Origin of the sequence: Microbacterium sp. NPDC060117 (assembly GCF_042729315.1) — a bacterium.
GTDB lineage: Bacteria > Actinomycetota > Actinomycetes > Actinomycetales > Microbacteriaceae > Microbacterium.
This window is the reverse complement of sequence record NZ_JBHWXR010000003.1, coordinates 654,016-678,786: the sequence shown is the minus strand read 5'-3', so window position 1 is coordinate 678,786 and position 24,771 is coordinate 654,016. Positions and strand designations below refer to the sequence as shown.

The following is a 24,771-nucleotide window of genomic DNA, read 5'->3' as shown; positions in this document are numbered from 1 at the left end:
CGTGAGCAACCGGAATCCCGAGGTCGACGCCTGGCTCGCCGCATATGACAACCCGCAGCGCGAGCTCGTCGCACAGGTGCGCGAGATCGTTCTGGGAGTGGATTCCGTCGTGACCGAGGCGATCAAGTGGCAGGCGCCGACGTTCATCTATCGCGGCAACATCGCCTCGTTCTTCCCGAAGTCGAAGAAGACCGCGACGCTGATGTTCCACCAGGGGGCGACGATCGCGGATCCCGGGGGCCTGCTCGAAGGAGACGGTGCGGTCTCTCGCGTCGCCCGCTTCGCGGACGCAGCGGATCTCGAGGCGAAGCGCGACGCGCTGACGGCGATCATCCGGGCGTGGATCGACGACCGTCGCTGAGCGTCTGCGGGTCGCGCCTCAGCGACGTCCTTCCATCGTGCTCGCGCCGACGTTCTCGTCGAGCCATTGCACGAGCGGGCGGGCGGCGCGGAGCACCTCCTCCACGTGCTCGGCGGCCTCGGGGGAGTGCAGCCACGGCGTCTCAGGGCCCCAGTGCGATCGGGCGACGAGGTCCTTGTTGCGCAGCAGCTCGATGCGCGGGTGATCCTTCGCGTAGCCGCGGGGCGCCGTGGCGAGGCGATCGTGGGAGGTGACGTCGATGCCGGATGCCACGAGGTCGTCGATGACAGCCTCGAGGCGGGATCCCGTCGCATCGTCGGCGACGGCGGCGCGCAGGCGCGTGAGCTGGTCAGATGCCAGCATGTGGCAGCCGGCGCCCGTGCCGATGCCCCGCGCCGAGAACTCGACGTAGCCCTGGCCGAGCGTCGCGGCGATGGAGGTCTTGTAGGGCGACTTGTCGGCGCTGAAGCGGATGTCACGGTTCGGGCGGAAGATCCGCCCCTCGCCGAACTCGGCGGACAGGTCGTCGAGCAGGGCCTGCATCGGCGCGAGCACCTCGGCGTCGTAGACCGCGCGGTTGCGGGTCCAGTAGTCCTTGCTGTTGTCGGCTTCGAGGCCGATGTAGAACGCACTCGCGCGCTCCGACCACCCTGGGAACGTCGCGCTCATGTCAGGCCTTCTTTCGCGGCGCACGCGCCTTGGGCTTCTTGGGCGGCAGCGCTCCGACCTGCTCGAGAGCGGCGGACACCCATTCCGCGGCACGCTCCGGCTCGTCCCGCCAATCGGCGGGCAGGGCGAGGTAGCCGCCCATCGGCCTCTCCGCCGGGCCGAACGGGCCCGTGCCGGGGACGGATCGCAGGGCGTTGAGGGATGCATCGTCGATGAGTCGCACCCCGAGATCGTCGCCGAAGAGCCCGGCGAACATGTTGCCATTCACGAAGGCGCCCAGGTTGCCGAACATCGGCTTGACCTCGACGCCGGGGGCCGCAGGGATGATGCTGCGGAAGAAGTCCTTGGAGTCCTCGGACGGTCGCGGGATCTGCATGGCTCTGTTATCTCACGTCCGGCCGGAGAGCGTAACCCGCCGATGCCTTCCGCAGGCACCGGCCCCGGCCTAGACTCCAGCGCGAAGCCTCCGCACGCACCGGAGATCCTCGGCGCCGCGGCGGAACCGGAGGAGAAGACATGCAGAACCTGACGATCGACTTCATCTGCTCCCTGGACGGCTACGGTGCCGCCGAGGGCTGGCCCGGGCTGTGGGGGATGGGCGGTCCCGAGTACTTCGATTGGCTCGGCACCGCGCCGGACAAGGACTATCCGATCCTCATGGGCGCGACGACGTATCGGCTGATGTCGGCGTTCGCCGCCGCCGGCGAGGAGGGCATCGACGTGCTCGACGGGATCACCAAGTACGTGTTCTCGTCGACGCTCGACGAGCCGCTGACCTGGGCGAACTCGATCCTCGTCCGCGATGACGCCGTCGAGTTCGTGCGACGCCTCAAGGAGGAGTCCGATCACCCGCTGCGCACGCTGGGAAGCCTGGCGCTGTGCCGGTCGCTGCTGAACGCCGGCCTGGTCGATCGCTATCGTGTGGTGCTGTTCCCGGTGATCACCGGGGCGACGGGTCGGGACCGGATCTTCGACGGTTACCCGGACGTGCGTCTCGACCTCGTCGAGTCGCGCACGTTCGACGGCCGGCTGCAACTGCTCGAATACGTCCCGACGGTTCTCGAGGGGCCGCCCGGGCGCTGAACGGTCCCGCATCGCATCCGTCCTGTTTGTCGCCACGCACAGAACCCGTGCGTTCCGCCGGCGGGAGGAGCATGCTGGCCACAGGCGCGCAAGGCGCGAACCGGCGCCGCGCACGATGACGAGCGAGGGATCCGATGGGCCACGACAAGAACGACGAACTGCGCGACGAGCGAGAGGGCCAGGAGGAGCGTCGGCAGCACCATCGCGACGAGGCCTTCGACGAGACCGGCGGCGTCGATGACGAGGGCTCGCAGGACGAGCGCCGCAAGGAGGGCCTCGACCGGCTCTGACCGACCCGAAGCGAAGCGTGAAGGGGCCGCCGCCCCGGTGGTGGTCAGCCCCGGGGCGGCGGCTTCCTTCTCGAGCGCGGTGGGGGCCCTGGGACCCCCGCCGCTTCGACGTCACTCGGCGAAGAACGCGAGGATGTCGTCGTCCAGGGCCACCTGGTAGTCGCCCCAGATGCCGTGCGAGGCGCCGGGGTAGACCTTGAGCGTGCCCTGCGAGACGAGCGTGGCCGCTTTCTCCGCCGCGGCGGCGATCGGCACGATCTGGTCGTCGTCGCCGTGCGCGAGGAGGATCGGCACGTCGAGGGCCTTGAGGTCGGCGGTGAAGTCGGTCTCGGAGAACACCTTCACGCAGTCGTACGCGGCGTTCAGGCCGGCCATCATGCCCTGCCGCTGGAAGTCGTCGACGAGGCCCTGCGAGCGCTTCTCCGGCTGGTGGTTGAAGCCGAAGAACGACTCGGCGAGCTCCTTGTAGAACTGCGACCGGTCGTTGAGCACGCCGGCGCGGATGCCGTCGAACACCTCGAGCGGGGTGCCCTCGGGGTTGGTCGCGGACTGGAGCATGACCGGGGGAACCGCTCCGGCCGTCGCGACCTTGGACACGCGGCCCGCGCCGCGGGTGGCGGCGTAGCGGACGACCTCGCCGCCGCCGGTGGAGTGGCCCACGAGCAGGATGTCCTGCAGATCCAGCTGCTCGGCGAGCGAGGCGAGGTCTGCCACGTAGGTGTCCATGTCGTTGCCGCGGTAGGTGCGAGACGAGCGGCCGTGACCGCGACGGTCGTGGGCGATGGCGCGGTATCCGGCGTCGGCGAAGATCTTCAACTCCTTCTGCCAGGCATCCGAGTTCAGCGGCCAGCCGTGGCTGAAGATGACGGGGCGGCCCTCGCCGAGTTCGGTGTAGTAGATCTCGGTGCCGTCGGGCGTGGTGATGTAGGGCATCGTGTGTCCTTTCCTGGGGGAGGGGTTCGCGGCACGAGACGGCGACGAAGGCGCCGCGCGGGCCGCGGAACACACGCTATGCGGGGTCTTGACCCGGGAGGGAGGCCCGCGTAGTACTACCCTCAGGCCGGGGCCGCACCCGACGCGGAGACTCCGGGTGTCGGCCCCGCCGTGAGCGGTCCGGATGCGGCGAGGCCGGTGAAGAGCGTCTCGGCCATCCCGCCGGGCGCGGCCGAGAGCACGGTGAGCTGGTAGCCGGGGAGGCTGCGCACGGCGAAGTTGTGCGCGTCGATCGCGACCTCGCCGAACCCCTCGATGGCGATGTGGAACGTCGTGTCCTCAGGGCCGGACACGTCATGTCGCGCCCAAATGCGGACGAAGTCCGGATCCGCGGACAACTCGCGCACCAGTTCGGCCAGGCGCGGCGCGTCAGGGTGGGCGTCGCGGCGGAGCGTGGCGACGGCCGAGCGCGTCATCGCCTCCCACTCGACGAGGGTGCTCTTCATGCGGGGGTTGAAGAGGGCGGCGACCTGGTTCACGCCCACGGCGAGCCCGCCGTGTCCGAGCGCGGCGGCGAGGGCGTTGGAGGCGACGATGTCGCGCTGCGGATCCGAGATGTACGCGGGGGTGCGGTACCAGCGGGACAGCGTGCGCGCGATGCGCTCCGCGACGGCGGGATCGGGGGCGACCTGTTGAGGCGGCCGCCCGGCGACCAGGCGGTGCATGTGGGCGATCGACTCGTCATCGAGTCGCAGCGCGCGGGCGAGGGCCGAGAGCACCTGCTCCGAGGGGCGCCCGATGCGCCCCTGCTCGATGCGCAGGTAGTACTCGGCGCTGATCCCGGCGAGCTCGGCGACCTCCTGCCGGCGGAGCCCGGTGACTCGCCGCCCCGGCTGCCGGACGAGCCCGACCTCCTCGGGCAGCACCACCCCGCGTCGTGCGCGGACATAGCGGCCCAAGGCGTTCAGAGAGTCGCTCACGCAGATCCTCGGTCGGAGAAAGGGGGATACGACAATTGTCCGTCACGTCCCGCGTACCCCTGGCGTGTCGAGCCATGTTCCGAGAGGGCGGCGACAACCGGCTTGAAGCGGATGCGTGCCCGTGACAGGCTGACCGTGCGTCGCGAACGCGCGCGGAGGGGACGGATCCGGTGGTCACTCAGCAGTTCGTCGCACCGCCCGCGCGGGCCGCACTGTTCCTCGTCCTCACGGTGAACGAGGGCAGCGAGGAGGTCGTCCGCGACGTCCTGGCCGATCTCTCCAGCATCACGCGCTCGGTGTCGTTCCGGATCCCGGACGACCAACTGAACTGCGTGCTCGGCATCGGCGCCGAGTTCTGGGATCGGATGTTCGCGCTGCCCCGTCCGAAGGGCCTGCATCCGTTCGTGCCGTTGGACGGTCCGCGGCACAGCGCCCCTGCAACCCCGGGTGATCTGCTGCTGCATGTGCGCGCCCACCACATGGACGTGTGCTTCGAGCTGTCCCGTCAGGTCATGAACAGGCTGCGCGACCATGCCCTGGTCGTCGACGAGACCCATGGCTTCAAGTACTTCGATGAGCGGGATCTGCTCGGCTTCGTGGACGGCACGGAGAACCCCGAGGGCGCCGCCGCGCCGGCCGCCGTGCTCGTGGCGGATGAGGATCCGGACTACGCGGGCGGCAGCTACGTGATCGTGCAGAAGTACACGCACGACCTGGAGACCTGGGGCGCGCTGCCCATCGAGGAGCAGGAGCGCGTGATCGGGCGCAGCAAGCTCGAAGACGTCGAGATGCCCGATGCGGTCAAACCGGTCAACTCTCACGTGCACCTCAACACGGTCATCGACGCCGACGGTGTGCAGCGCCAGATCCTGCGCGACAACATGCCGTTCGGCGAGCTCGGCACCGACGAGTTCGGCACATACTTCATCGGCTACGCGGCGGATCCGGGCGTCATCGAGCAGATGCTGCGCAACATGTTCCTGGGCAGCCCGCCCGGCAACACCGATCGGATCCTGGACTTCTCCACCGCCCGCACGGGCACGCTGTTCTTCACACCCACGCTCGACTTCCTCGACGATGTGCCGCCGGGGCCCGGTTCGGCATCGGCGACCGCGGAGGTCGTCCCGGTCGACGCTCCGTCCGCCACCGCCGACCCCGCTGACGCCGATGCCGACTCCGCCGCCGACGTGAAGGCGGACCTGGGGATCGGCGGGCTCCGAAGCCCCGCCGCGCACTGACACCCACTCAGCGAAAGGTCGCAGACATGGACAACCTCCACCGCAGGCTCGCGCCGATCTCCTCGGCCGCGTGGGACCAGATCGACGACGAGGCGCGGCGCACCTTCATCACCCGGATCGCCGGGCGTCGCGTCGTGGACGTGCCGGAACCGGGCGGGACAGCGCTGTCGGCGGTCGGCACGGGGCACGTCGAGACCATCGACGCTCCCTCGCCAGCCGTGCATGCGCGCCGCCGGCGGGTACAGCCGCTGATCGAGCTGCGCGCCGAGTTCACCGTCACCCGCGACGCCGTCGACGACGTCGACCGCGGCGCGCAGGACTCCGACTGGCAGCCCGTGAAGGACGCCGTGGAGGCGCTGGCCACGGCGGAGGACACGCTGGTCTTCGCCGGCTCCGACGCTGCCGGCGTGCAGGGCATCGTGGCGAACAGCTCGAACGCGACGATCTCGGTGCCCGCGGATGCGCGCGAGCTGCCGGCGGCGGTCGCGCAGGCGCTCACGGTGCTGCGCGCCGTCGGGGTGCAGGGCCCGTACGCGCTGCTGCTCTCGGCCCAGCTGTACACGGCGGCCTCCGAGACCGTCGACCACGGCTACCCCGTGCACGAGCACCTGCGCCGGCTGCTCGGCGATGACGGCACCATCGTGTTCGCACCCGCGCTGGAGGGGGCGATCGTGCTCACGATGCGCGGCGGCGACTTCGCGCTCACTCTCGGCCAGGACGTCGCGATCGGCTACCTCTCGCACGACGCGGACGGGATCCGGCTGTACGCGCAGGAGTCGGTGACGTTCTCGGCGTACACGTCCGAGGCCAGCGTCATCCTGCAGTGAGGGCGCGGCGTTGACCACGACGGGCGGAGCGGGAGCAGAGGTCCGGGTGCGCCGCATCTACGACCCGCCGGGGCCGGACGACGGCGCTCGGGTGCTCGTGGACCGGCTGTGGCCGCGCGGGGTCAGCAAGGAGCGCGCCGACCTGCGGGAGTGGTGCAAGGACGTGTCTCCGTCCACTGCGCTGCGGCAGTGGTACGGGCACGATCCGGAGAAGTTCGCCGAGTTTGCGCGCCGCTATCGTGCGGAGCTGGGGGCACCGGGGCCGGCTGCAGCGCTGGCAGGCCTGCGCGCGCTCGTGCGCGAGGGGCCCGTGACGTTGCTGACCGCAGCCAAGCGTGCCGACATCAGCGAGGCCACGGTGCTGCAGGAAGTGCTGAGCGAGTCTGTCTGATTTCGGGCGTCCGGCCGATCTGGTCGGGGTTGCGGTTCAGAACGGTGCGTTCGCGTCGGGTGGCGGCGGATACGGGTCTTCGATGGTGAAGGTCACCGGCGCGGGCGGCTTGTCGATGTAGGTGGATCCGGCCGGGCTGGTCCATTCCAGGATCCCGGCGCCGAGTTGCTTCACTGTCCACGCGGTCTGGTGCTTCAACACATGGTGGCGGCGGCAGAGCCCGCCGAGATTGCCTTCCTCGGTGGGTCCGCCGTGGGCGGCATCAATCGTGTGGTCGAGGTCTTGGGCGGCGGGTGGGAGTCCGCAGGTGGGGAACCGGCATCGGGAGTCGCGGGCGTGCAGGAGTCGGCGGAGGTCGGTGTTGGGCCGGTAGTGGTCGACGGCGAGGATCGCCCCGGTGATGGGGTGGGTGAGTACCCGTTCCCAGGCGGTGGTTCCGCCGGCGAGGATGCGGGCGGTGTGGGTGTCGATGGGCTGCCCGCCGGCGAGTTCCCCGGGCTGCTCGGTGCGGATGCCGAAAGGGACGCCGGTGCCGGTGCTGGTGCTCGTGCTCGAGCCGCTTACGCCGTCGGTCGTGCCAACGGGCCCGATAGGCTGCTCGGTGCGGACGCCGAGCGCGGGGCTCGTGCCGTCCGCCGCTCCGCTCGCGCTCGCCGTTGATCCGGTCGCGCCCGTGTCGATCTTCATGAGCGTGAGTATGGGCACGGTGATCTCGACCCGAGCCTGGATCGCACCCAGCAGCCCGTCCACCGTGTCGTGGCCGGTCGGGGTTCCGGTGAGCAGGGTGTCTGCGCACAGGTCCGCACGCAGCTGATCGATCAGGCGGTCGTCGGCCGGATCGCCGAGCGCGTCCGCGTCGATGTCGCGTCCCGCGTCGTCTTTCCCCGCCTGGGTGTTGGCGACCTGCACGGTCCGGGCCTGTTGGGTGAGCCGGTCGAAGATCCCGTCGATCACCGCGGTCGCGTGGATGAGCCCGAGCATCTTCTGCCCGTCCGGGAGCTCCTCCCGCCACACCCGACGCTGTTCTTGCGCTTCCCGGTGCCGTTCGGTCAGGCTGCGCGGCGCCAGCCGCTCGGCGATGCGTTCCACGATCCGCTTCGCCCGGTGCGCAGTCTCCCCGACAGAGGCGGCGACCGCGACCTGCTCGAACTCCACCCTGGCCTCATCGTCCAGGCGTGCTCCGGCGTCTTGGATCTGCCGCACATGCGCCGGGCCGATCCGCGCGTCCGTGAACGCCTGCATCGTCACCGGGTACCGGTTGACGAGTTCTGCGGCGCGGGCCATCCGGGCCTGCACGACCCGATCGGACATGTGCAGCACCCCCGCCAACTCCGCGGCGACGGACCGTGATGCAAGCTCCACCGACTCGCCCCGTACACCCGACCCTGACTCTGACGCGAGGTGCTCGACGAGGCGCTGCGCGACCGCGAGGTGCGCTTCCTTCAGCGCCTGCAACCGGATGATCGTGGCTTCTGTCGACTCCAACCCGTCCACCAGCGCGGCGAGCACGACGACCGGATCCACTGGGTCCACCCCGGGATCGATCGCTGTGCCGGTCGAGCTCGTCATACCCCCATTCAACCCGGGGCCACCGACATTCCACGGGCAATAAGGACCAGATCAGGTAAGGAAAATATCACGAAACGATCACGAGATCGAGCCGTTGGTGACGGCCGTTTCGGGGGGCGCCGAAACGACCGACCCGCGGGCGTTCGTCCCGTGTTCGACCCGCTCAGGGACACGCGGGGCGTGTGAAATCGCCTGTGCGCGCCCTCCGGGGGATGCGCTCCAGGCCGTGCGTCGCTATTCGCGGACGTCGCCGCTGTCCGGCTCGAACCGCTCCTCCAGCCGCTCGTCGGGTTCGAACGAGGCGTCGTCCGTCTCGCTGTCCTCGACTGCGGCCGCGGCCTGCTCCTTCGCCTCCTCGAGCGCCGCTTCCTCGCGCTTCTCCTCGCGTCGCTTCTCTCCGAACATCGCGTCTCCTCAGGTCGGGCCGTCGCGGCCACCCTACGCCCGACGGACCCCCGCGGTCTGCGATCGGCGTGCTGCGGCACAGCAGCCGTCGTCGCGGGGCACAGGGCAGGCGCGACGACGCCGTGCCGGTGCCGGCCCGTGCTCGACGGGGCGTGACAAGACAAAGCGTGACAATGGGGCCATGTGGGCCGTCGTCCCGGCCGGACCCGGGCCGCGCCGACCGGTGCCGAGGCCGAGCGCGTCGGGTACGCTGGCCCGAGCGTCGCGTGCCGGTGGCAGACCGTGTCAGGCATGGAGGCGCCGGATGGAAGGAGCGTGACGATGCTCTCGTCGCACCCTTCGTTCTCGCGTGACTGAGCGCGAGACGACCAGGCTCGTCGCCTGGAGCAATGAACTCCGTCGGGCGCATGCCCGGCTGCGAGAGGCCCTCGCCCTCGTGCGCGCCGGAGTGCGCGGAACGGATCCGCAGCAGCCCACGCGGGATCTCCTGCTGCACTGCCGCGGATTCTGCACGGCCCTCGATCAGCACCATCGCGGCGAGGACCGGGCGTTGTTCCCGGCGATCGAGGCCGCGCACCCCGAGCTCGCCCCGGTGCTGCGCACGCTCTCGGAGGATCACGCCATGATCGACGTGCTGCTCACGTCGCTGGCCGCCGCCGTCGACGGCGAGGTGCCGCCGGACGACATCGACCGGCACCTCGACGGCATCGGCGCGATCATGGAGAGCCACTTCGCCTTCGAGGAACGGCAGCTGCTGCGCGTGCTGGAGACGCTCGCGCTCGACGCGGATCCGCGCGAGGTGCTCGGCCGGCTCTGAGCCGACGAGCGCGAGAGCAGGCATGCCCTCGCGCTCGTCACGCGATATCGCGCAGAGCGGTCGACAGTCGCAGCCAGAGCCACAGTCGGGTGGCGGGCAGGGCGAGGTCGATGCCGAGCTCGCGGCGCAGTAATTCGAGCCGATAGCGCACCGTGTTCTGGTGGATGTGCATCGATTCCGCGGTCGCGCGGACACTGCTCTGCAGGTCGAGATACACCAGGATCGTGCGGGCGAGATCACCGCCGCTTGCGCGATCGTGCGCGAGCAGACGTTCTGCCGCATCGCCGCCCACCACCTCTGACCCGCGGATCAGATCGCCGATGTGCTGGATCGCGAGTCGGTCGCGCACCTCGTCGAAGCTCGCGACCCGCGCGGCGGATGATGATTCCGGGTCGAGCGTCGGTTGCGACCGGCGCGGATCCGCGTCCGTGCCGGTCGCCGAGCCGGCGAGCAGCGTCGCGCAGGAGAGCGCCTCGCGGTACGAGCGGCCGATACCTGCGGCAGTCCGAGCCTCCGTGCCGATCCCGGCCACGAGGGCCGCGTCGATGCGTGTCACCGCGCCGGCGAACGCACGGATGCGATCCTGCGCCGATCCGGTGATGAGGGTGACCACCTGCGGCCCGATGATGGTGGCGTGCACGCGGAGCGCCGATGTCGATGCGAAGCTCCGCACGAGCGCGAGAAGCCGATGCAGTCCGCGCGCGACTGTGACGTCGTCCGCTGCGTGCACGCGGAAGCACACGACATGACAGCCGTCATCAGGTCGGATCATGAGTTGCGAGGCAGCGGTCCGCGCTTGCGCCTCGTTCTCGACGATTGTGCGCAGCAGGGCGGAATCGCGGCGATCGTCATCGTCGGCGCGTTCCCTTGCGCGCAGCATGTGCTCGGCGACGAGCGGCTCGATGTCGCCGAGCAGGCGCTCGGTGCGCGAGGCGGACTCCGCATCGACCTGCACGACCCACACGCTCCCGAGGAACTCTCCTGACGCGCGCACCGCGATCGCGACGCGTCCGAAGTCGCCGATGGCATCGGGCGAACCGTCATTCGCGGGCGGGAAGTGCAACGGTCTCCGTGCCGCCAGCACGGCACGGTAGTCCGGGTCCAGCGAGAGCGCGATCTCTTCCCGCAGCAGCAGGGTGCTGCGTCGTCGCATCTCATCGATCGGCTGCCCGGCGTGCGTCGAGTATCCGACGACCTGACCCGTCGCGTCGACCAGGCTCACCGCGGCCGAGGCGAGCGAAGCCAGCGCATTCGCGAGACCGAACAGGTCACCGAGCCGCACTTCGCTGGTCTGCCCCTCCGGTGCGAGAGCGAGGAGGGATCGGAGGAGGTTCGCGAGTTCGGCCCAGTCGCCGGCTCTCAGCGCGAAGGTCATGGGCGGCAGATCGGTGCCGAGGGCGGCGGATCCGGGCACGAACACGGCGACGGCGCCGGCGTCGAGAAGCCGACCCTGCACGTCGGCAACGGCCCCGTCGCCGATTCCCGGGCACAGCACCACGCAACCGCGGTACCTGTCCGGATCCTCGGCTTCGTCATGGAACCTCACGCCGGAGTACGTGCGTGCCCGGTGCGCGGCCATCTCCCCGACGACCGTGAATCGCTCGCCGAGAGTGTCGATCGCGAGACCGAGCGTGGGCCCCGTCGGTCCGGACTCGCGCAGCCTGGAGAGAGCTCCATCAGACATAGCCCAAGTCTAGAGAATCCTCCATGGATCGAGGGCCGGGAACCCCTGAACATGGACTGATCGACGGCGATCCGACGCCGTCACCACCATCCCAGACCAGTCCGCGCGGTCCGCCCGTGCCGGTCTCCAGGCAACGCAGCCCCGAGGGGACATCCCAATGATCCGTATCACCCGCACTACGCGCACGACCGTTCTCGGTGTCGTCGCGCTCGTAACCGCAAGTCTTCTCGCCGGATGCAGCGCAACAGGAGCGACTCCGTCAACAACGCCGTCCGGCCCCACGATCGCGAAGGTGGACAGTGCTGCCGCGCTGCTCCCTGACGCGGTGAAGAGCGCGGGCGTCCTCAAGGTCGCCATCCCGACCAACGAGCCGCCCACCCAGTTCTACCGGGAGGGCACGCAGGAGATGACCGGTGTCAACCCCGACATCGCCCGGCTGATCGGCGGCGCCCTCGGCCTCAAGGTGCAGATCGAGGTCACGGCGTTCGACGCGATCATCCCCGGAATGGCGGCGGGACGCTACGACCTCACCGTGTCATCGATGACGCCCACCGAGGCGCGCATGAAGCAGCTCGACTTCGTCGACTATGTGCAGATGGGCAGCGCCCTCGCCGTGCCGACGGGCAACCCCAAGAAGATCTCGCTCGAGACCCTGTGTGGCGCGAAGGTCGCCGTTCTCGAGGGCTCCTACCAGGTGACCGTCAACATCCCACCGATCGACGATGCATGCAAGACCGCGGGCAAGCCCGCACCGCAGTTGTTCCAGTTCAACGATACGCACCAGGCAATCTCATCCGTGCTGAGCGGACGCACCGACGTGGTCTACGCCGATCAGCCGATCCTCGGGTACGCCGCCAAGCAGGAACCCCGCATCGCACTCGCGGGCGTGAGCGACATCGCCCCCGTCGCGGTCGGCGTCCCGCACGACACCGGAACGCTCAAGGCCGTCTCGGCGGCGCTCACCGCGATCGTCGCGTCACCGGAGTACAAGAAGGTGCTCGACTCCTACGGCCTGAAGACCATGGCGATCACCGACGCCCGCGTGAACGCAGCCCAGGGATGACGACCATGTTCGACACGACCAAGGATGTCGCCCGTCCCGGCGACGAGACGCTGACGGGGATCCAGAACACGCTCACCTCCCTCGAGGTGCACAAGCGGCGGCACTACGGTGTCCTGATCGCCGGAGTGCTGGTCTGCCTCGCCGTCCTCCTGCTGCTCATCAACGTCGCCACCAACCCCCGCTTCGGCTGGCCGGTCGTGGTGCAGTACCTGTTCGCCCCGCAGATCCTGCAGGGCCTGGTGCTGACCGTCGTCCTCACCGTCGTGGCGATGGCCGCGGGCATCGTGCTCGGCGTGTTCCTCGCCATCATGCGGATCTCGCGCAACCCGATCTTCGCCGGGGTCAGCCGCGCATACATCTGGCTGCTGCGCGGCACCCCGATGCTGGTCCAGCTCATCCTCTGGTACAACATCGGAGCGCTCTATCCGGTCATCGCGCTGGGTCTGCCCTTCGGTGGGCTGAGCATCGTGCTCGGATCCGCGAACGTGCTGATCACGCCGATGGTCGCGGCTCTGCTCGGGCTCTCCCTCAACGAGGGCGCATACATGGCCGAGATCATCCGCGGCGGCATCTCGTCCGTCGACGCGGGCCAGCACGACGCCGGCCACGCGCTGGGCATGACCCGTTCCAAGCTGCTCACGCGAGTCATCCTGCCGCAGGCGATGCGCGTGGTCATCCCGCCGACCGGCAACGAGGTCATCTCGATGCTGAAGAGCACCTCGCTCGTCAGCGTGCTGGCGATCTCGGATCTGCTCTACTCGGCGCAGACCATCTACGCCCTCAACTACCAGGTCATCCCGCTGCTGCTGGTGGCATGCCTCTGGTACCTGGCGATGACCACGATCCTGACGGCCGTGCAGACGCGGCTGGAGAAGCGGTACGCCCGCGGGTTCTCGCCGCGTCGGCCGGTCCGCGCGACGACCTCGAAGGGGGTGACCGCATGAGCGCGGCGATGGTGGAGATCCGAGGCGTTCAGAAGGCCTTCGGCGACAACACGGTCCTGAAGGACATCTCGCTCGAGGTGCCGACGGGGTCGGTGACCTGCCTGATCGGGCCTTCCGGATCCGGCAAAACGACGTTGCTGCGATGCGTCAACCGCCTCGAGACGGTCGACGCCGGTCTCATCCTCGTCGATGGCGAGCTGGTGGGCACGACGCGGCACCGCGGGCGTCTGGTCGAGGCGCGGGAGAAGGCGATCGCCTTCAGTCGGCGTCATACCGGGATGGTGTTCCAGCGGTTCAACCTCTTCCCGCACCGGACCGTGCTGGAGAACGTCATCGAAGGGCCCACCCAGGTGCTCGGCCGTCCACGAAAGGACGTCATCGAGGAGGCGTACGTGCTGCTCGAGAAGGTCGGGCTCCGCGACAAGGCCGATGCCTATCCCCAGGAGCTCTCCGGCGGGCAGCAGCAGCGCATCGCGATCGCCCGGGCGCTCGCGATGAAGCCGAAGCTGATGCTCTTCGACGAGCCGACCTCGGCGCTCGACCCGGAACTCGTCGGCGAGGTGCTCGCGGTCATGCGCGACCTCGCGGCCGACGGCATGACGATGATCGTCGTCACCCACGAGCTCGGGTTCGCACGCGAGGTGAGCGACCAGGTGGTGTTCATGGCCGACGGCGTGGTCGTCGAGAGCGGCCACCCCGAGGACGTGCTCGCCCGGCCGCAGCACGAACGCACCCGGTCGTTCCTGTCGCGCATCCTGCACTGACCCACCCTCTCCACGACCTCTTCCCGAAGGAGCCGCACATGCGGAACAACCTGAACAGCATCGGGGACCTGCGGTCCCGCGCCCGCCGTCGCCTTCCGCGCATGGTCTTCGACTTCCTCGAGGGCGGCGCCCTCGACGAGCTCACCCTCCGCCGCAACAGGGAGCAGCTCGACGCGCAGCTGCTCGCGCAGCGCGTGCTCTTCGACGCCGCGCCGACGAGCGCGACGACCAGCATCCTGGGCACCGCGCTCGAACTCCCGCTCATCGTCTCGCCCATGGGCCTGCTCACGGTGTGCCACCCCGATGCCGATGTCGCGATCGCGAAGGCCGTGGCGGATGCGGGCAGCATCTTCACGCACAGCCCCTGGTCGGGGTGTTCCCTCGACGAGGTCGTTGCGGCCGCGCCCGGCCGCGTGTGGGCGCAGATCGCGTTCTGGACGGATGCGGCCGAGACGCGCCGGCACATCGACCAGGCCCGCGCCCTCGGGGTGGACACTCTCGTCGTCGCGGGCGACGTGGGCGTTTCGAGCAAGCGCGACCGCGACCTCCGGCACGGCACCGGTATGCCGCCGAAGCCGCCGCTCGTCGATGTCATCGACACGGCGCTGCACCCCGGCTGGGTGCTGCGCTGGCTCACCGGTCGTTCGATGACATGGGGCAACTACACGATCGGCGGCCGCAGGATCCGGATGGGCGAGATGGAGCACTGGATGGAGGCGAACGAGAACCCGTCGGCTACCTGGGACGACCTCGCACGCCTGCGTCGCGAGTGGGACGGCCGGATCGTCGTCAAGGGCATCATGTCCACGGCCGACGCGCGCACCGCCGTCGAGGTGGGTGTGGACGGCGTGTTCGTCTCCAACCACGGCGGACGCCAGTTCGACTCCCAGAAGGCCACGATCGAGACGCTTCCGCGCATCGTGGAGGAGGTCGCCGGCCGGGCCGCGGTGATCATGGACGGCGGGATCCGTCGCGGATCCGACATCGCCAAGGGCCTCGCGCTCGGCGCGGACGTGGTCGCCGCGGGCCGCCCTTTCGCCTTCGGCCTCTCCGCCGGTGGGCAGGCCGGAGTCGCCCGCGCCTTCGAGGTGCTGCACGACGAGCTGGTCACAGCGATGGGGTTCGTGGGCGTCGCGGAGATCGCGCAGCTGTCCGCCGAGATCCTCGACACCTCGGTCGTGCGCGAGCGGGTCGGGGCCGTGCGATGAGCGCTGCGCAGGCCGTGCTGCCGATCCACCTCGTACAGCCCGCGGTGCTGCCGCTCGGCGCCCCCACCGAGCGGGCGACCGCGCTGCCGGCCGCCTTCCGCGAGGCCGAGCGCGAGGATCACGTCGACACCCGCAACGGGATCGAGGTCGGCGTCTGGGAGGGCACCGCGGGTCGATTCCCGGCGCGCCGGGACGGCTACACGGAGATCTGCCAGATCCTCTCCGGCCATGCGATCCTGCACACCGACGGCGGCGGGGACGTCGAGCTGAACGTCGGCGACACGATCGTCATGCCGACCGGCTGGACCGGATCCTGGGAGATGCTCGAGCCGACCCGCAAGCTCTACATCATCGTGCACGACCGCGGGTAACGCTCCCGCCTCCGCCTCGCGGACACGGCTCGCGGGTCTTGTCTCGTGCGGGCGCGGACCTGCCACGCACCCGGAGCGCGCCTTCTCGGGAGGAGGATGTCGATCAGCGGATCCGTCGATCGTCATCATGGTGTCGACGGTCATCGGGACATCGACAACCTCGCGAAAGGACCGATCATGCGTTACACGCTTCTGCTGCAGTACCCCGAGATGAGTGCCGAGGATCTCGGGCCGGAGGTGCTGGCCGAGGGCATGCGCGCCTTCGACCTCTACGCCAAGGCGCTTGATGAGGCGGGGGTGCTGCGCAGCGCCGAGGTGCTGCATCCTTCCGCCGCGACCACCACCGTGCGCGTGCGCGACGGTCAGCCCGTCATCCAGGACGGGCCGTTCGCCGACACCAAGGAGCAGCTCGGCGGCACCTTCGTGATCGAGGTCGACGACCTCGACGCCGCGATCGCGTGGGCGGCGCAGGCGCCGTCCGTCGAATGGGGCGCCGTCGAGGTGCGCCCCGTGGCGACGCGGTTCGCGGACGGAGCATGGCAGGGCGCCTCGCCGGTGCAGTGATCACCGCATCGGGTGGTCGGCACCGCCGTGTGGCCGCGAGACCTAACCTGAGGCCCGAGACCGCCGATGGTATCGGCGGTCTCGGGACGGAAGTTCGGTCTCGCGATTCTCACGCGGATCCGGACGCGGACTCGGATCCGGGTCTGCGTCCGAGTCCCGCCCCGTCCCAGGAGGCGACATGAGTACGGCCGATGAGGCGCGGACCGCGGCCGAGCGCGCGGTCCGCGCCTCGTACGGGCGGCTCGTCGCGCTCCTCGCGGGAGGGACCGGTGATCTGGCGCTCGCCGAGGACTGCCTCGCCGACGCCCTCGAACGCGCCTTGCGCACCTGGCCCGACGCCGGAGTGCCCGACAACCCGGAAGGATGGCTGCTCACCGTGGCCCGCAACAGACTCCGCGACGTGTGGGGCTCCGCGGCGCGGCGCACCAGCGCCCCGCTCGACGACGCGTCGGTGGACGGCGTGGGCGCCGGGCTCGACGTCGAGGCGCTCGTGGAACGCGGCGAGTCGATCCCGGACCGGCGCCTGGAACTGCTGTTCGCATGCGCTCATCCTGCGATCGACCAGAGCATCCGCACCCCGCTCATGCTGCAGACCGTGCTCGGCTTCGACGCGGCTCAGGTGGCGCGCGCGTTCGACGTCGAGCCCACGGCCATGGCGCAGCGCCTCGTGCGGGCCAAGCGCAAGATCCGCGACGCCGGGATCCGCTTCGCCCTGCCGACGCGCGGCGACATGCCCGCCCGCACGACCGCGGTGCTCGAGGCGATCTACGGCGCCTACGCGTTGGACTGGCTCGGTCGGCACGACGACGTGCGCACCTCGCTCGCCGATGAGGCGCGCTGGCTCGCCGTGCTCACCGCGACGCTGCTCGACACGGATGCCGAGGCGTGGGGGCTGGCGGCGCTGCTCACGCTCGCCCAGTCCCGCGCGCCCGCACGGCTCACCACGGCGCCCGGCGATCGGTGGCCGGCGCTGGACGAGCAGGATCCGGCGCTCTGGGACGCCGCACTCATCGCCGAGGGCGAGGCGCTGCTGCATCGGGCGGCGCGGCTCAGCGGCATCGCCGGCGGCGCAGAGCCCGGCCGCTTCCAGCTCGAGGCGGCGATCCAGTCGGTGCACTGCGACCGCGCCCGCACCGGGGTGACCGACCGGGCCGCGCTGCTGCGGCTCTACCGCGGACTGGTGCGGATCGCCCCGACCCGCGGGGCGGTCGAGGCGCTCGCCGCGGTCGAGGGACGAGAGTAACGCGCCACCGAGCCGTCAGCGGGCCGTGTCCAGCAGTCCCCGGCGGAACCCCTCGGCCACCGCCGAGGCGCGATCGCCGACGCCGAGCTTGGCGTAGATGCTGAGCAGGTGCGTCTTGACCGTGCCCTCGCTGACGTGCAGGCGGTCTCCGGCGGCGCGGTTGGTCGCACCGTCGGCGATGAGACCCAGGATCTCGAGTTCGCGCGGCGTGAGCAGGCTCGCCTCCGGCGCGCGCACGCGGCCGACCAGACGCGAGGCCACCTCGGGCGCGAGCACCGTCCTGCCGGCCGCCGCCCCGCGGATCGCCGCCAGCAGCTCGTCGCGCGAGGCGTCCTTGAGCAGGTATCCCGTGGCTCCGGCCGCGATCGCGGGCAGCACGTCGGCATCCGCGTCGAAGGTGGTCAGCACCACGACCCGGCTGCCGATACCGCGCCGTGCGAACTCCCGCAGCGCGGCGACGCCGTCCATCCGCGGCATCCGCAGGTCCATCAGCACCACATCGGGGGCGAGCACCTCGGCCAGGGCGACAGCCTCGGCGCCGTCCGATGCCTCACCGACGACCTCGATTCCCTCCGCGGATCCGACCATGCCGACGATGCCGTCGCGCACCACCGGGTGATCGTCGACGACGAGCAGTGTGAGCGCGCTCATGCCGGCACCTCCGCCCGCACCACGGTGCCGCGCCCGGGCCGGGCCTCGACGATGAGGCTGCCGGCGGCCGCCTCGAGCCGTTCGCGCATCGCGATGAGCCCGTATCCGCCGGACCCCTCACCCGCCCGCTGCAGACGCTCGACCCCGTCGAAGCCGCGGCCGTCGTCCCGGACCTCGAGGCGCACACCGACGGGATCCGTCCGCAGCGCGATCGTCACGCGATGCGCCGCGGCGTGCTTCTCCACGTTGGTGAGCGCCTCCTGCGCCATGCGCAGCAGCGCCACCTCCGTCTCGGTCGGCAGCGGTCGGGCCGTGCCGGTCACTGTCACCGTCGCCGGGACGCCGGTGCGCGCCGACCACGACCGCGCCACCCCGGAGAGGGCGTCGGCGAGAGAGGTCTGCTCGAGCGCCGTCGGGCGCAGCGCCTGCACGGACCGGCGGGCCTCCGCGAGCCCGTCGCGGGCCAGCGCGAGAGCCGCCCCGGTGTGACGTCGGCGGGCCTCGTCGTCGGAGGCCTGCTCGGCCGCCTGCAGCTGGGTGATGATGCCCGTGAAGCCCTGCGCGAGCGTGTCATGGATCTCGCGCGCGAGGCGGGCGCGCTCATCCTGCACGGCGGTGCGGTGCAGGTTGTCCTCGGCGCGGTGCAGGCCGAACGACAGCCCGCACATCACCACGACGTTCAGCAGGACCACCGCGATCGTCCCGGCGACGCCGGCTGGATCCGCGCGGAACCCGGAGCTCTGCGCGAGGCCCGCGACGACGGCGGTCCCGGCGACCGGGAGCAGTTCCCACGGCCATTCGGCGAGCGAGTACGCGAACGAGAAGGTCGCGATCGCGAGGAATCCGAACGTGCCCTCGCGCAGCACCAGCAGCAGGTTGAGCGCGATCGCGCCCGTCAGGAACACGGCGACGACGGAGGGACGGTCGCGCCACCGGAACGGCAGGGTGCGCATCACGAGGACCCACAGTCCGTAGGCGGCGCAGAGAGCCAGCGTCGGCGCCAGACGCGCCCACTGGCCCCATTGCGCGAACAGCACGAACGCGACCAGCAGCCCCAGCACCACGTACGGGGCGATCGCGAGCACGCTTCGCCAGCGCGAGTCCATCACGGGCCGACCTTACGCCGTCTGGGGGAAATGAGCGCTCATGCGGGGCAGGTTCACCAGGATCGCGACCGGGAGCAGGAGCAACCCGCAGGCGGCCTGTTCCAGGCGGACCCAGTCGGGCAGGAACCCGGGGATCGAGACGATCACGATCACCGCGGCGACGATGATCGGGCTGATGATCCGCAGGCGCACCCAGGCGCCGCGGGAGCCGCGGGCGGCGGAGGCGGCGATGGCCAGCACGACGATCGCACTGGCCAGCACGAGGGAGCAGCGGATCCAGATCGCGGTCTCGAAGCCGATCCCGGTGGCGCTCGCGATGCCGAGGAAGGCGATCATCGCGGCGCTGACCGCGACGAACGCCCAGGAGAGGGCGAGGACGGGGCGGAAGGCCGCGCGGCGCGAGGAGGCGACGGACGATCCGGCGGATGAGGTGCGGAGTGTGGTGTTCATGCCTCCAGGCTCGTCGGATGCGACGCCGCGAGGATCCACCGATCGGTCAGGGTCGGCCACCGATCGGTCAGTGCGCGGATCCCGTGCGCTCGCCGCGCACGGACGGCTCGCGACGCGGCGTGGTGGGGCCATAGTCTGCCGTGAGCGGCAGGGGACGGACCACGTCCCGCGCGGGTTCACCGAGGGAGGCGCGGTCCATGACGATCGATGAGGATCCGGCGGCGCGCATCGCGCGGCTCGAGGCGGAGAACGATGCTCTGCGGAGCAGCAGGGAGCGCCGAACCGGGTCGTGGTGGCGCAGCGCCGGGTCGGCGATCCTGATCGTGCTCGGACTCGTGCTCGGATCCGTCAGCGCGGTGACGAGCTACGCCCATGCACTGCTCACCGACACCGACCAGTTCGTGGCGACCTTCGCGCCGCTCGCCGCGGATCCCGCCGTGCAGGCCGTGCTGGTGACCGCGACGAATGACGCGATCGATCGGCAGGTCGACATCCCCGCCCTCACCGGCGACGTGTTCGACGGTCTGCGTGCGCTCGATATGCCGCCGAGGGCGTCGGCGGCACTGAGCCTGCTGGAGGCGCCCGTCGCGCAGGGCGCCCAGAACCTCGTGCACGGCATGGTCGCGAACGTGATCACGTCGCCCACGTTCGCAGACGTCTGGAAGCAGGCGCTCAGCGTCTCGCACACCCAGGCTCTCGCGGTGCTGCAGGGTGCCCCCGACGCCGCGCTCGCCGCGGGGCGGGACGGGGCGCTGCGACTGCAGCTCGGCCCCATCCTCGAGGGCGTCCGCTCACGGCTGCTCGCCGAGGGCGTGACGTTCGCCGCCTCGATCCCGACGACGGATCAGACCATCGTGCTCGTGCACAGCGCCTCGCTCGGCGAGGCCGTCGCGGCGTACGGGATCGTCACGACGCTTTCCGCCTGGCTGCCGTGGATCGCGCTCGCACTGCTCATCGCCGGGGTGCTCGCGGCACGCCGGCGCCGGCGCGCGGTCCTGGCCGCCGGAGTCGCGGCGACGGCGATCATGGTGCTGATGCTGGCAGCGGTCGCGATCGGCCGCGCGCTGGGCATCGGGGCGCTCGCCGCGAACGGATCCGTCATCACTCCCGCGGCGGCCGGATCCGTGTTCGACCAGATCACCGCGCCGCTCACCCAGCGGATCCTCGCGCTCGGGCTGCTCGCCCTCGTCGTCGCGATCGTCGCGTGGGTCATCGGTTCCTCCCGCTCCGCGCGGGCCGTGCGCACCGCCGGCGGCCGCATCGCCGCCGTGGTGCGACCGCGCGGCGATGCCTCCTCCGACGCCCCGCCGACCGCCTTCGCCCGCCTCGGCGGCCGGATCGACAGATCGCACCGGTGGATCCTCGTCGTCGTCGCGCTCCTGGCTGCGGCCGTGGTGCTGCTCGTGCAGCCACTCACGGCGTGGCTCGTGCTGTGGGTGCTGGCGGGGTCGCTGCTCGTGCTCATCGCCGTCGAGCTGCTGCGCCGGCCCGTGCAGGAGTGACCGTCGGGTTCCAGGTCGCACCGGCCCGGTCCTGGACGCGCCGGACATCGTGACGTCTCGTCCGGTCGCAGCGGCGGGAGCGCGCGACGCGGAGGTCAGGCGCTCGACCTCAGGCGCGCACCCGCGCCGAGCGCCCGCCGACCGTCACGAGATCGCCTGCGACGAGCTGTCGTCCGCGGCGGCGCTCCTCCTCGCCGTTCACGCGCACGTGCCCGTCGATGATCGCCTCCTTCGCGTCGCCGCCGGAGTCCAGCAGGCCGGCGAACTTCAGGAACTGGCCGAGGCGGATGCTCTCGCCGCCGATGGCGACGTCGTTCACGCGTTCCACGGGAAGATCCGCTCCTTGTCCAGCTCGCCGTCGCGGCCGATCCCGGCGAGGCTGTCGCCTCCGCCGCGCAGGCACAGCCACTTCAGCGGCCGGCCGGCGTCGGCGGCGCTGTGCACCGCACGCCAGGTCTCGGGAGCGACGCGCACGACCGTGCCCGGATGCACGTCGACCACCTCGTCGTCGAGCGCCATCTGCCCGCGGCCGTCGAGGAACACGTACAGCTCCTCGAAACGGCTGTGTCGATGCCAGAACGGCGAACTCTCGCCCGGCTCCGTGGAGTTCACCGACATCCCGAGGTACTGCGCCGACTCCCCGTCGACGAACCGCTTGCCGGTGCCCTCGGCGACACCCCAGGTGTCGATCGCCCCAGCCTCGTACATGTCGTAGCCGCTCATGCCGCCACGCTATCCCAGAGTTCTGCGGTCGGTTGAACGTTAATGACAGAAAAAACTGTCATTTACGCTATTTCGCGCGTAGCATGCCGCTCATGGCGAGCATCGAGGACCGTGTGGCGTACGCCGACCGTGTTGCGGGCGTCTGGGCCACGCGTTACCGCATCGCTCCGATCACCGGGCGAATCGCAGGCTATCTGTACGTCTGCGAGCCCGGACCGCCGACCATCGACGAGCTCGCGACCACGCTGCAAGCCAGTCGCACGGCGATCGTGAACGGGGTGCAGGCGCTGGAGTCACGCGGCCTCGTGCGGCGCACGCGCGCGGCGGGGGAGCGGGCGGACCGCATCGCCATCGTGTTCGACGAAGCGCGTGGCTTCGATGCCGCACCGTACCGTGAGGCCGCGGTGATCGCGGAGGAGGGACTCGCTCTGCTCGCATCGGAGAGCGTCGAGCAGCGCGCTCTGCTCGAACGCACTGCCTCGCTCAACGCCTTCCTGGCCGAGCGACTGCCCGTACTGCTCGAGGAGTGGCGTCGCGCAGAGGCGCGGAGATGACCACGGATCAGCGCACGATCGGGCTGCGCGACGGACGGGCGCTGTCCTGGCACGAGGTCGGGGATCCGGCCGGTCGTCCGTGCCTGTTCCTTCCCGGATCCTCCAGCTCCGGGCTGGCCGGCGCCCCGCTCCACGTCGCGGCGGCGAAGGCGGGCGTGCGACTGCTGGCGCTGGACAGACCGGGACTGGGAGCGTCGGATCCGGTGGGCGATCGGGCGCTCGCGGATTGGCCGTCCGACGTGGCCGAGATGCTCGACGCGCTCGGCATCGAGCAGGCAGGCGTGCTGGGCCACTCCGCAGGCGGCGCGTTCGCCCTTGCGGTCGTCCACGGCTTGCCCGACCGGGTGTCGGCGACGGCGATCTGCGCGGGATCCGGACCCTATGACGAGTCCTGGTACCGCGGCGCGGCGAGGCAGTCGGCGACCTCGCGGCTGTTCTACGGTCTGGCCAGGCATGCGCCGCGAGTCTTCGGGGCGCTCTTGCAATCCAGCACTCCGCGCACGCCGGCGGCGATCGACCGCACCCTCGCCCTGATCTCGCGCGGCTCGTCGCCGGACGCGGAGTTCGCCCGGGCGCACCCGGAGGCGACGCGGTCCGCGCTCGAAGCCGTCGCCGACGGGTTCCGCGGCGGACCGGGCGGCCCCACCGACGATGCTCGCGCCGTCTGCCGCCCCTGGGGGTTCCGCGTGGAGGACGTGGCGTCGCCGATCCTCTGGTGGCACGGCGAGCAGGACGGCAACGTCGCGCCCGCGGCGGGCAGGGTGATGGTCTCCCGGCTCCCGCAGGGGACCGCCCGTTTCGTGAGCGGCGGTCATGCGCTGCTGTTCGCGGATCCGGATCCGATCCTCGCAGCGTTCGCCTAGCCCGCGACGGGCCCGTTGCGTGGGCTCAGCGGCCCGACCCGCCAGAGGGGGAAAGGCAGCCAGGGGAGGGGAGGCGCGCCATGGGCGGCGCGGAGATTACCGCGTCGCGCGGGAGAGGGATCCGCTCGCGCCGTCTTCGCGTCGCGCGGCGTCACAGACGCGCGTGCGTGACGTCATACGACGTCGAAAACCGACACACAGCGGTGGCGGATCCGGCAGGCGTGTGAACGTGGACGCACGCCGCGGCAGCCCGTCCGCAGGCGCATCGCCGGGTGTCGTACACAGCGCGCCGCCCGGACGGCACCGACCCGCGGTGCGACGACCCGAAGGAGGCCCCCATGGCAAGGAACACTCGACGCATCGCTTTCGCCGGGGTCATGGCGGCCACGGCAGCCCTCGCGCTCGCAGGATGCAGCCTCTCCGCCTCGGCGAACGGGCCGTCGGCCGACGCCTCCGCCGGCAGCACCGTCTACTTCGGCGTCTCCGCCGCCCAGACCGGCCAGTACGCGCAGTACGGCGAGCAGTTCAAGAAGGCGTTCGACCTGGCCGTCGAAGAGGTCAACAAGGACGGCGGCATCGACGGGCACCCGGTCGCGCTCAAGTACGAGGACTCGCAGTCCGACCCGAAGCAGTCGGTGACCGTCGCGCAGAAGTTCGTGAACGACCCGCAGATCTCGCTCGTGTTCGGCGACTACTCGTCGGCGGCGTCGATCCCGGCCTCGCCGATCTACACGGCGGGCAAGCTGCTGCAGTACGGCTTCAACAATTCGAACCCCGACTTCACGGCCAAGGGCACGCAGTACCAGTGGTCGAGCGCCATCACCACGTCCGCGAGCTACACCTGGACGGCCGACTACATCAAGAAGCAGGGCATCGACTCGATCGGCGTGACGTACTTGAACACCGCGGACTGGGGCATCCCCGCCTTCCAGGCGTTCAAGGCCGAGGCCGACAAGATCGGGCTCGCGATCACCGACGCGGAGGCGATCGACCCCACCTCCGACGACTACCGGCCCTCGCTCACCAAGGCCGTCGCCGGCAACCCGAAGGCGTTCGCCCACATCGGCTACGGCCCCGATGCGGCCAAGCTCGTGACTCAGCTGCGCGCGATCGGGTTCACCGGCACGTTCTACGGCGGCCAGGACGAGCAGTCCTTCGATGCCACGCCGGATGCGGCGGGCTCGGTCATCGGCACAGAGTTCGTCTCGTCCAGCACCGCTCCCGAGGTGCAGGCGTTCGTGAAGGCCTTCAAGAAGAAGTACCCGGAGGAGAAGGAGGTCACCCTCTTCGAAGCCGGCGCCTACGACGCGCTGCACGTCGCGGTCGCCGCAGCCAAGAAGGGCGGCACCGACCGCGCCGGGATCCTCAAGGGCTTCCAGGAGATCACCGACGTGCCGAGCGTCGTCTACGGCACGCTCTCGTTCGACAAGGACACGCGTCGCCCGGCGTCGCCGCAGCTGACCCCGACCGTTCTGAAGGACGGCGCCTGGATCGCCATCGAAGGCTGATCGCTCCTCC

At 70.6% G+C, this 24,771-nt stretch carries 30 protein-coding genes; 18 read left to right on the top strand and 12 right to left on the bottom strand.

The window, feature by feature from the left end; translation table 11 throughout:
- Position 1: 1 nt before the first annotated feature.
- Entirely contained in the window at positions 2–361 is a 360-nt protein-coding gene (locus ACFWCK_RS14875; protein WP_378806599.1) for a DUF1801 domain-containing protein, read from the top strand.
- 18 nt (positions 362–379) lie between these two features.
- Here the strand turns inward: ACFWCK_RS14875 and ACFWCK_RS14870 are convergent, their stop codons facing one another.
- Both ACFWCK_RS14870 and ACFWCK_RS14865 read right to left on the bottom strand, forming a co-directional pair.
- Entirely contained in the window at positions 380–1,030 is a 651-nt protein-coding gene (locus tag ACFWCK_RS14870; RefSeq protein ID WP_378806598.1) for a DUF2461 domain-containing protein, read from the bottom strand.
- Position 1,031: 1 nt separating this feature from the next.
- Complete coding sequence (locus ACFWCK_RS14865) at positions 1,032–1,406, bottom strand: TfoX/Sxy family protein (protein WP_378806597.1); 375 nt, start codon at positions 1,404–1,406, stop codon at positions 1,032–1,034.
- A gap of 140 nt (positions 1,407–1,546) precedes the next feature.
- Here ACFWCK_RS14865 and ACFWCK_RS14860 point away from each other — a divergent pair, with 140 nt between their 5' ends.
- Both ACFWCK_RS14860 and ACFWCK_RS14855 read left to right on the top strand, forming a co-directional pair.
- The gene (locus ACFWCK_RS14860) at positions 1,547–2,113 is read left to right on the top strand and encodes a dihydrofolate reductase family protein (protein WP_378806595.1); all 567 of its coding nucleotides are present in this window, start codon (positions 1,547–1,549) and stop codon (positions 2,111–2,113) included.
- A gap of 134 nt (positions 2,114–2,247) precedes the next feature.
- Complete coding sequence (locus ACFWCK_RS14855; protein ID WP_378806593.1) at positions 2,248–2,403, top strand: hypothetical protein; 156 nt, start codon at positions 2,248–2,250, stop codon at positions 2,401–2,403.
- 111 nt (positions 2,404–2,514) lie between these two features.
- Here the strand turns inward: ACFWCK_RS14855 and ACFWCK_RS14850 are convergent, their stop codons facing one another.
- Together ACFWCK_RS14850 and ACFWCK_RS14845 are read right to left on the bottom strand one after the other, a co-directional pair.
- On the bottom strand, positions 2,515–3,336 hold the full coding sequence (locus ACFWCK_RS14850) for an alpha/beta fold hydrolase (RefSeq protein ID WP_378806592.1): 822 nt from the start codon (positions 3,334–3,336) through the stop codon (positions 2,515–2,517).
- A gap of 122 nt (positions 3,337–3,458) precedes the next feature.
- Positions 3,459–4,316 (bottom strand): helix-turn-helix transcriptional regulator, encoded by an 858-nt coding sequence (locus tag ACFWCK_RS14845; RefSeq protein ID WP_378806591.1) that lies wholly within the window; start codon positions 4,314–4,316, stop codon positions 3,459–3,461.
- Between the two features lie 170 nt (positions 4,317–4,486).
- Here ACFWCK_RS14845 and ACFWCK_RS14840 point away from each other — a divergent pair, with 170 nt between their 5' ends.
- Genes ACFWCK_RS14840 through ACFWCK_RS14830 form a run of 3 tightly spaced genes read left to right on the top strand, consistent with a single transcriptional unit; the run spans position 4,487 to position 6,772 of the window.
- Positions 4,487–5,554, top strand: coding sequence for a Dyp-type peroxidase (locus tag ACFWCK_RS14840; protein ID WP_378806590.1), 1,068 nt, complete (start codon positions 4,487–4,489; stop codon positions 5,552–5,554).
- A 26-nt stretch (positions 5,555–5,580) separates the two neighbouring features.
- Entirely contained in the window at positions 5,581–6,381 is an 801-nt protein-coding gene (locus ACFWCK_RS14835; protein ID WP_378806589.1) for a family 1 encapsulin nanocompartment shell protein, read from the top strand.
- A 10-nt stretch (positions 6,382–6,391) separates the two neighbouring features.
- On the top strand, positions 6,392–6,772 hold the full coding sequence (locus ACFWCK_RS14830; protein WP_378806588.1) for a DUF488 domain-containing protein: 381 nt from the start codon (positions 6,392–6,394) through the stop codon (positions 6,770–6,772).
- Between the two features lie 36 nt (positions 6,773–6,808).
- On the opposite strand, the gene ACFWCK_RS14825 is transcribed toward ACFWCK_RS14830, so the two are convergent.
- Both ACFWCK_RS14825 and ACFWCK_RS14820 read right to left on the bottom strand, forming a co-directional pair.
- Positions 6,809–8,341, bottom strand: a complete 1,533-nt coding sequence (locus ACFWCK_RS14825) for a DUF222 domain-containing protein (RefSeq protein ID WP_378806586.1) — start codon at positions 8,339–8,341, stop codon at positions 6,809–6,811.
- 234 nt (positions 8,342–8,575) lie between these two features.
- On the bottom strand, positions 8,576–8,746 hold the full coding sequence (locus ACFWCK_RS14820) for a hypothetical protein (RefSeq protein ID WP_378806585.1): 171 nt from the start codon (positions 8,744–8,746) through the stop codon (positions 8,576–8,578).
- A 349-nt stretch (positions 8,747–9,095) separates the two neighbouring features.
- On the opposite strand from ACFWCK_RS14820, the gene ACFWCK_RS14815 reads away from it, so the two are divergent.
- Positions 9,096–9,563, top strand: coding sequence for a hemerythrin domain-containing protein (locus tag ACFWCK_RS14815; RefSeq protein ID WP_378806584.1), 468 nt, complete (start codon positions 9,096–9,098; stop codon positions 9,561–9,563).
- 37 nt (positions 9,564–9,600) lie between these two features.
- Here the strand turns inward: ACFWCK_RS14815 and ACFWCK_RS14810 are convergent, their stop codons facing one another.
- Positions 9,601–11,247, bottom strand: coding sequence for a PucR family transcriptional regulator (locus tag ACFWCK_RS14810; RefSeq protein ID WP_378806583.1), 1,647 nt, complete (start codon positions 11,245–11,247; stop codon positions 9,601–9,603).
- A gap of 292 nt (positions 11,248–11,539) precedes the next feature.
- On the opposite strand from ACFWCK_RS14810, the gene ACFWCK_RS14805 reads away from it, so the two are divergent.
- The 7 genes from ACFWCK_RS14805 (at position 11,540) to ACFWCK_RS14775 (ending at position 17,404) form a co-directional block, all read left to right on the top strand.
- A complete protein-coding gene (locus ACFWCK_RS14805; RefSeq protein ID WP_378806582.1) occupies positions 11,540–12,310 on the top strand; it encodes an ABC transporter substrate-binding protein in 771 nt (256 codons plus the stop codon).
- A 5-nt stretch (positions 12,311–12,315) separates the two neighbouring features.
- A complete protein-coding gene (locus tag ACFWCK_RS14800; RefSeq protein ID WP_378806581.1) occupies positions 12,316–13,254 on the top strand; it encodes an amino acid ABC transporter permease in 939 nt (312 codons plus the stop codon).
- A complete protein-coding gene (locus ACFWCK_RS14795) occupies positions 13,251–14,018 on the top strand; it encodes an amino acid ABC transporter ATP-binding protein (RefSeq protein WP_378806580.1) in 768 nt (255 codons plus the stop codon). The genes ACFWCK_RS14800 and ACFWCK_RS14795 overlap by 4 nt, the downstream gene beginning before the upstream one ends.
- A gap of 38 nt (positions 14,019–14,056) precedes the next feature.
- On the top strand, positions 14,057–15,226 hold the full coding sequence (locus ACFWCK_RS14790; RefSeq protein WP_378806578.1) for an alpha-hydroxy acid oxidase: 1,170 nt from the start codon (positions 14,057–14,059) through the stop codon (positions 15,224–15,226).
- Complete coding sequence (locus ACFWCK_RS14785; RefSeq protein ID WP_378806577.1) at positions 15,223–15,597, top strand: cupin domain-containing protein; 375 nt, start codon at positions 15,223–15,225, stop codon at positions 15,595–15,597. The genes ACFWCK_RS14790 and ACFWCK_RS14785 overlap by 4 nt, the downstream gene beginning before the upstream one ends.
- A 177-nt stretch (positions 15,598–15,774) precedes the next feature.
- Positions 15,775–16,161 carry a YciI family protein gene (locus ACFWCK_RS14780; RefSeq protein ID WP_233310897.1) on the top strand — a complete coding sequence of 129 codons (387 nt, stop codon included), beginning with the start codon at positions 15,775–15,777 and terminating at the stop codon, positions 16,159–16,161.
- Between the two features lie 178 nt (positions 16,162–16,339).
- On the top strand, positions 16,340–17,404 hold the full coding sequence (locus tag ACFWCK_RS14775) for an RNA polymerase sigma factor (protein WP_378806576.1): 1,065 nt from the start codon (positions 16,340–16,342) through the stop codon (positions 17,402–17,404).
- A gap of 15 nt (positions 17,405–17,419) precedes the next feature.
- On the opposite strand, the gene ACFWCK_RS14770 is transcribed toward ACFWCK_RS14775, so the two are convergent.
- Genes ACFWCK_RS14770 through ACFWCK_RS14760 form a run of 3 tightly spaced genes read right to left on the bottom strand, consistent with a single transcriptional unit; the run spans position 17,420 to position 19,611 of the window.
- Positions 17,420–18,055 (bottom strand): response regulator transcription factor, encoded by a 636-nt coding sequence (locus ACFWCK_RS14770; protein WP_233310899.1) that lies wholly within the window; start codon positions 18,053–18,055, stop codon positions 17,420–17,422.
- Entirely contained in the window at positions 18,052–19,161 is a 1,110-nt protein-coding gene (locus ACFWCK_RS14765) for a sensor histidine kinase (protein ID WP_378806762.1), read from the bottom strand. The genes ACFWCK_RS14770 and ACFWCK_RS14765 overlap by 4 nt, the downstream gene beginning before the upstream one ends.
- A gap of 12 nt (positions 19,162–19,173) precedes the next feature.
- Complete coding sequence (locus ACFWCK_RS14760) at positions 19,174–19,611, bottom strand: hypothetical protein (protein WP_378806575.1); 438 nt, start codon at positions 19,609–19,611, stop codon at positions 19,174–19,176.
- A gap of 197 nt (positions 19,612–19,808) precedes the next feature.
- Here ACFWCK_RS14760 and ACFWCK_RS14755 point away from each other — a divergent pair, with 197 nt between their 5' ends.
- Positions 19,809–21,113, top strand: a complete 1,305-nt coding sequence (locus tag ACFWCK_RS14755) for a hypothetical protein (RefSeq protein WP_378806574.1) — start codon at positions 19,809–19,811, stop codon at positions 21,111–21,113.
- Positions 21,114–21,222: 109 nt separating this feature from the next.
- On the opposite strand, the gene ACFWCK_RS14750 is transcribed toward ACFWCK_RS14755, so the two are convergent.
- Together ACFWCK_RS14750 and ACFWCK_RS14745 are read right to left on the bottom strand one after the other, a co-directional pair.
- Positions 21,223–21,441 (bottom strand): RNA-binding S4 domain-containing protein, encoded by a 219-nt coding sequence (locus tag ACFWCK_RS14750; RefSeq protein WP_233310902.1) that lies wholly within the window; start codon positions 21,439–21,441, stop codon positions 21,223–21,225.
- Complete coding sequence (locus tag ACFWCK_RS14745; protein ID WP_378806572.1) at positions 21,429–21,836, bottom strand: cupin domain-containing protein; 408 nt, start codon at positions 21,834–21,836, stop codon at positions 21,429–21,431. The genes ACFWCK_RS14750 and ACFWCK_RS14745 overlap by 13 nt, the downstream gene beginning before the upstream one ends.
- 92 nt (positions 21,837–21,928) lie before the next feature.
- On the opposite strand from ACFWCK_RS14745, the gene ACFWCK_RS14740 reads away from it, so the two are divergent.
- The 3 genes from ACFWCK_RS14740 (at position 21,929) to ACFWCK_RS14730 (ending at position 24,761) form a co-directional block, all read left to right on the top strand.
- A complete protein-coding gene (locus ACFWCK_RS14740) occupies positions 21,929–22,390 on the top strand; it encodes a GbsR/MarR family transcriptional regulator (RefSeq protein WP_378806571.1) in 462 nt (153 codons plus the stop codon).
- On the top strand, positions 22,387–23,253 hold the full coding sequence (locus ACFWCK_RS14735; RefSeq protein WP_378806570.1) for an alpha/beta fold hydrolase: 867 nt from the start codon (positions 22,387–22,389) through the stop codon (positions 23,251–23,253). The genes ACFWCK_RS14740 and ACFWCK_RS14735 overlap by 4 nt, the downstream gene beginning before the upstream one ends.
- Positions 23,254–23,591: 338 nt before the next feature.
- Positions 23,592–24,761, top strand: coding sequence for an ABC transporter substrate-binding protein (locus tag ACFWCK_RS14730; RefSeq protein ID WP_378806569.1), 1,170 nt, complete (start codon positions 23,592–23,594; stop codon positions 24,759–24,761).
- Positions 24,762–24,771: the final 10 nt, after the last annotated feature.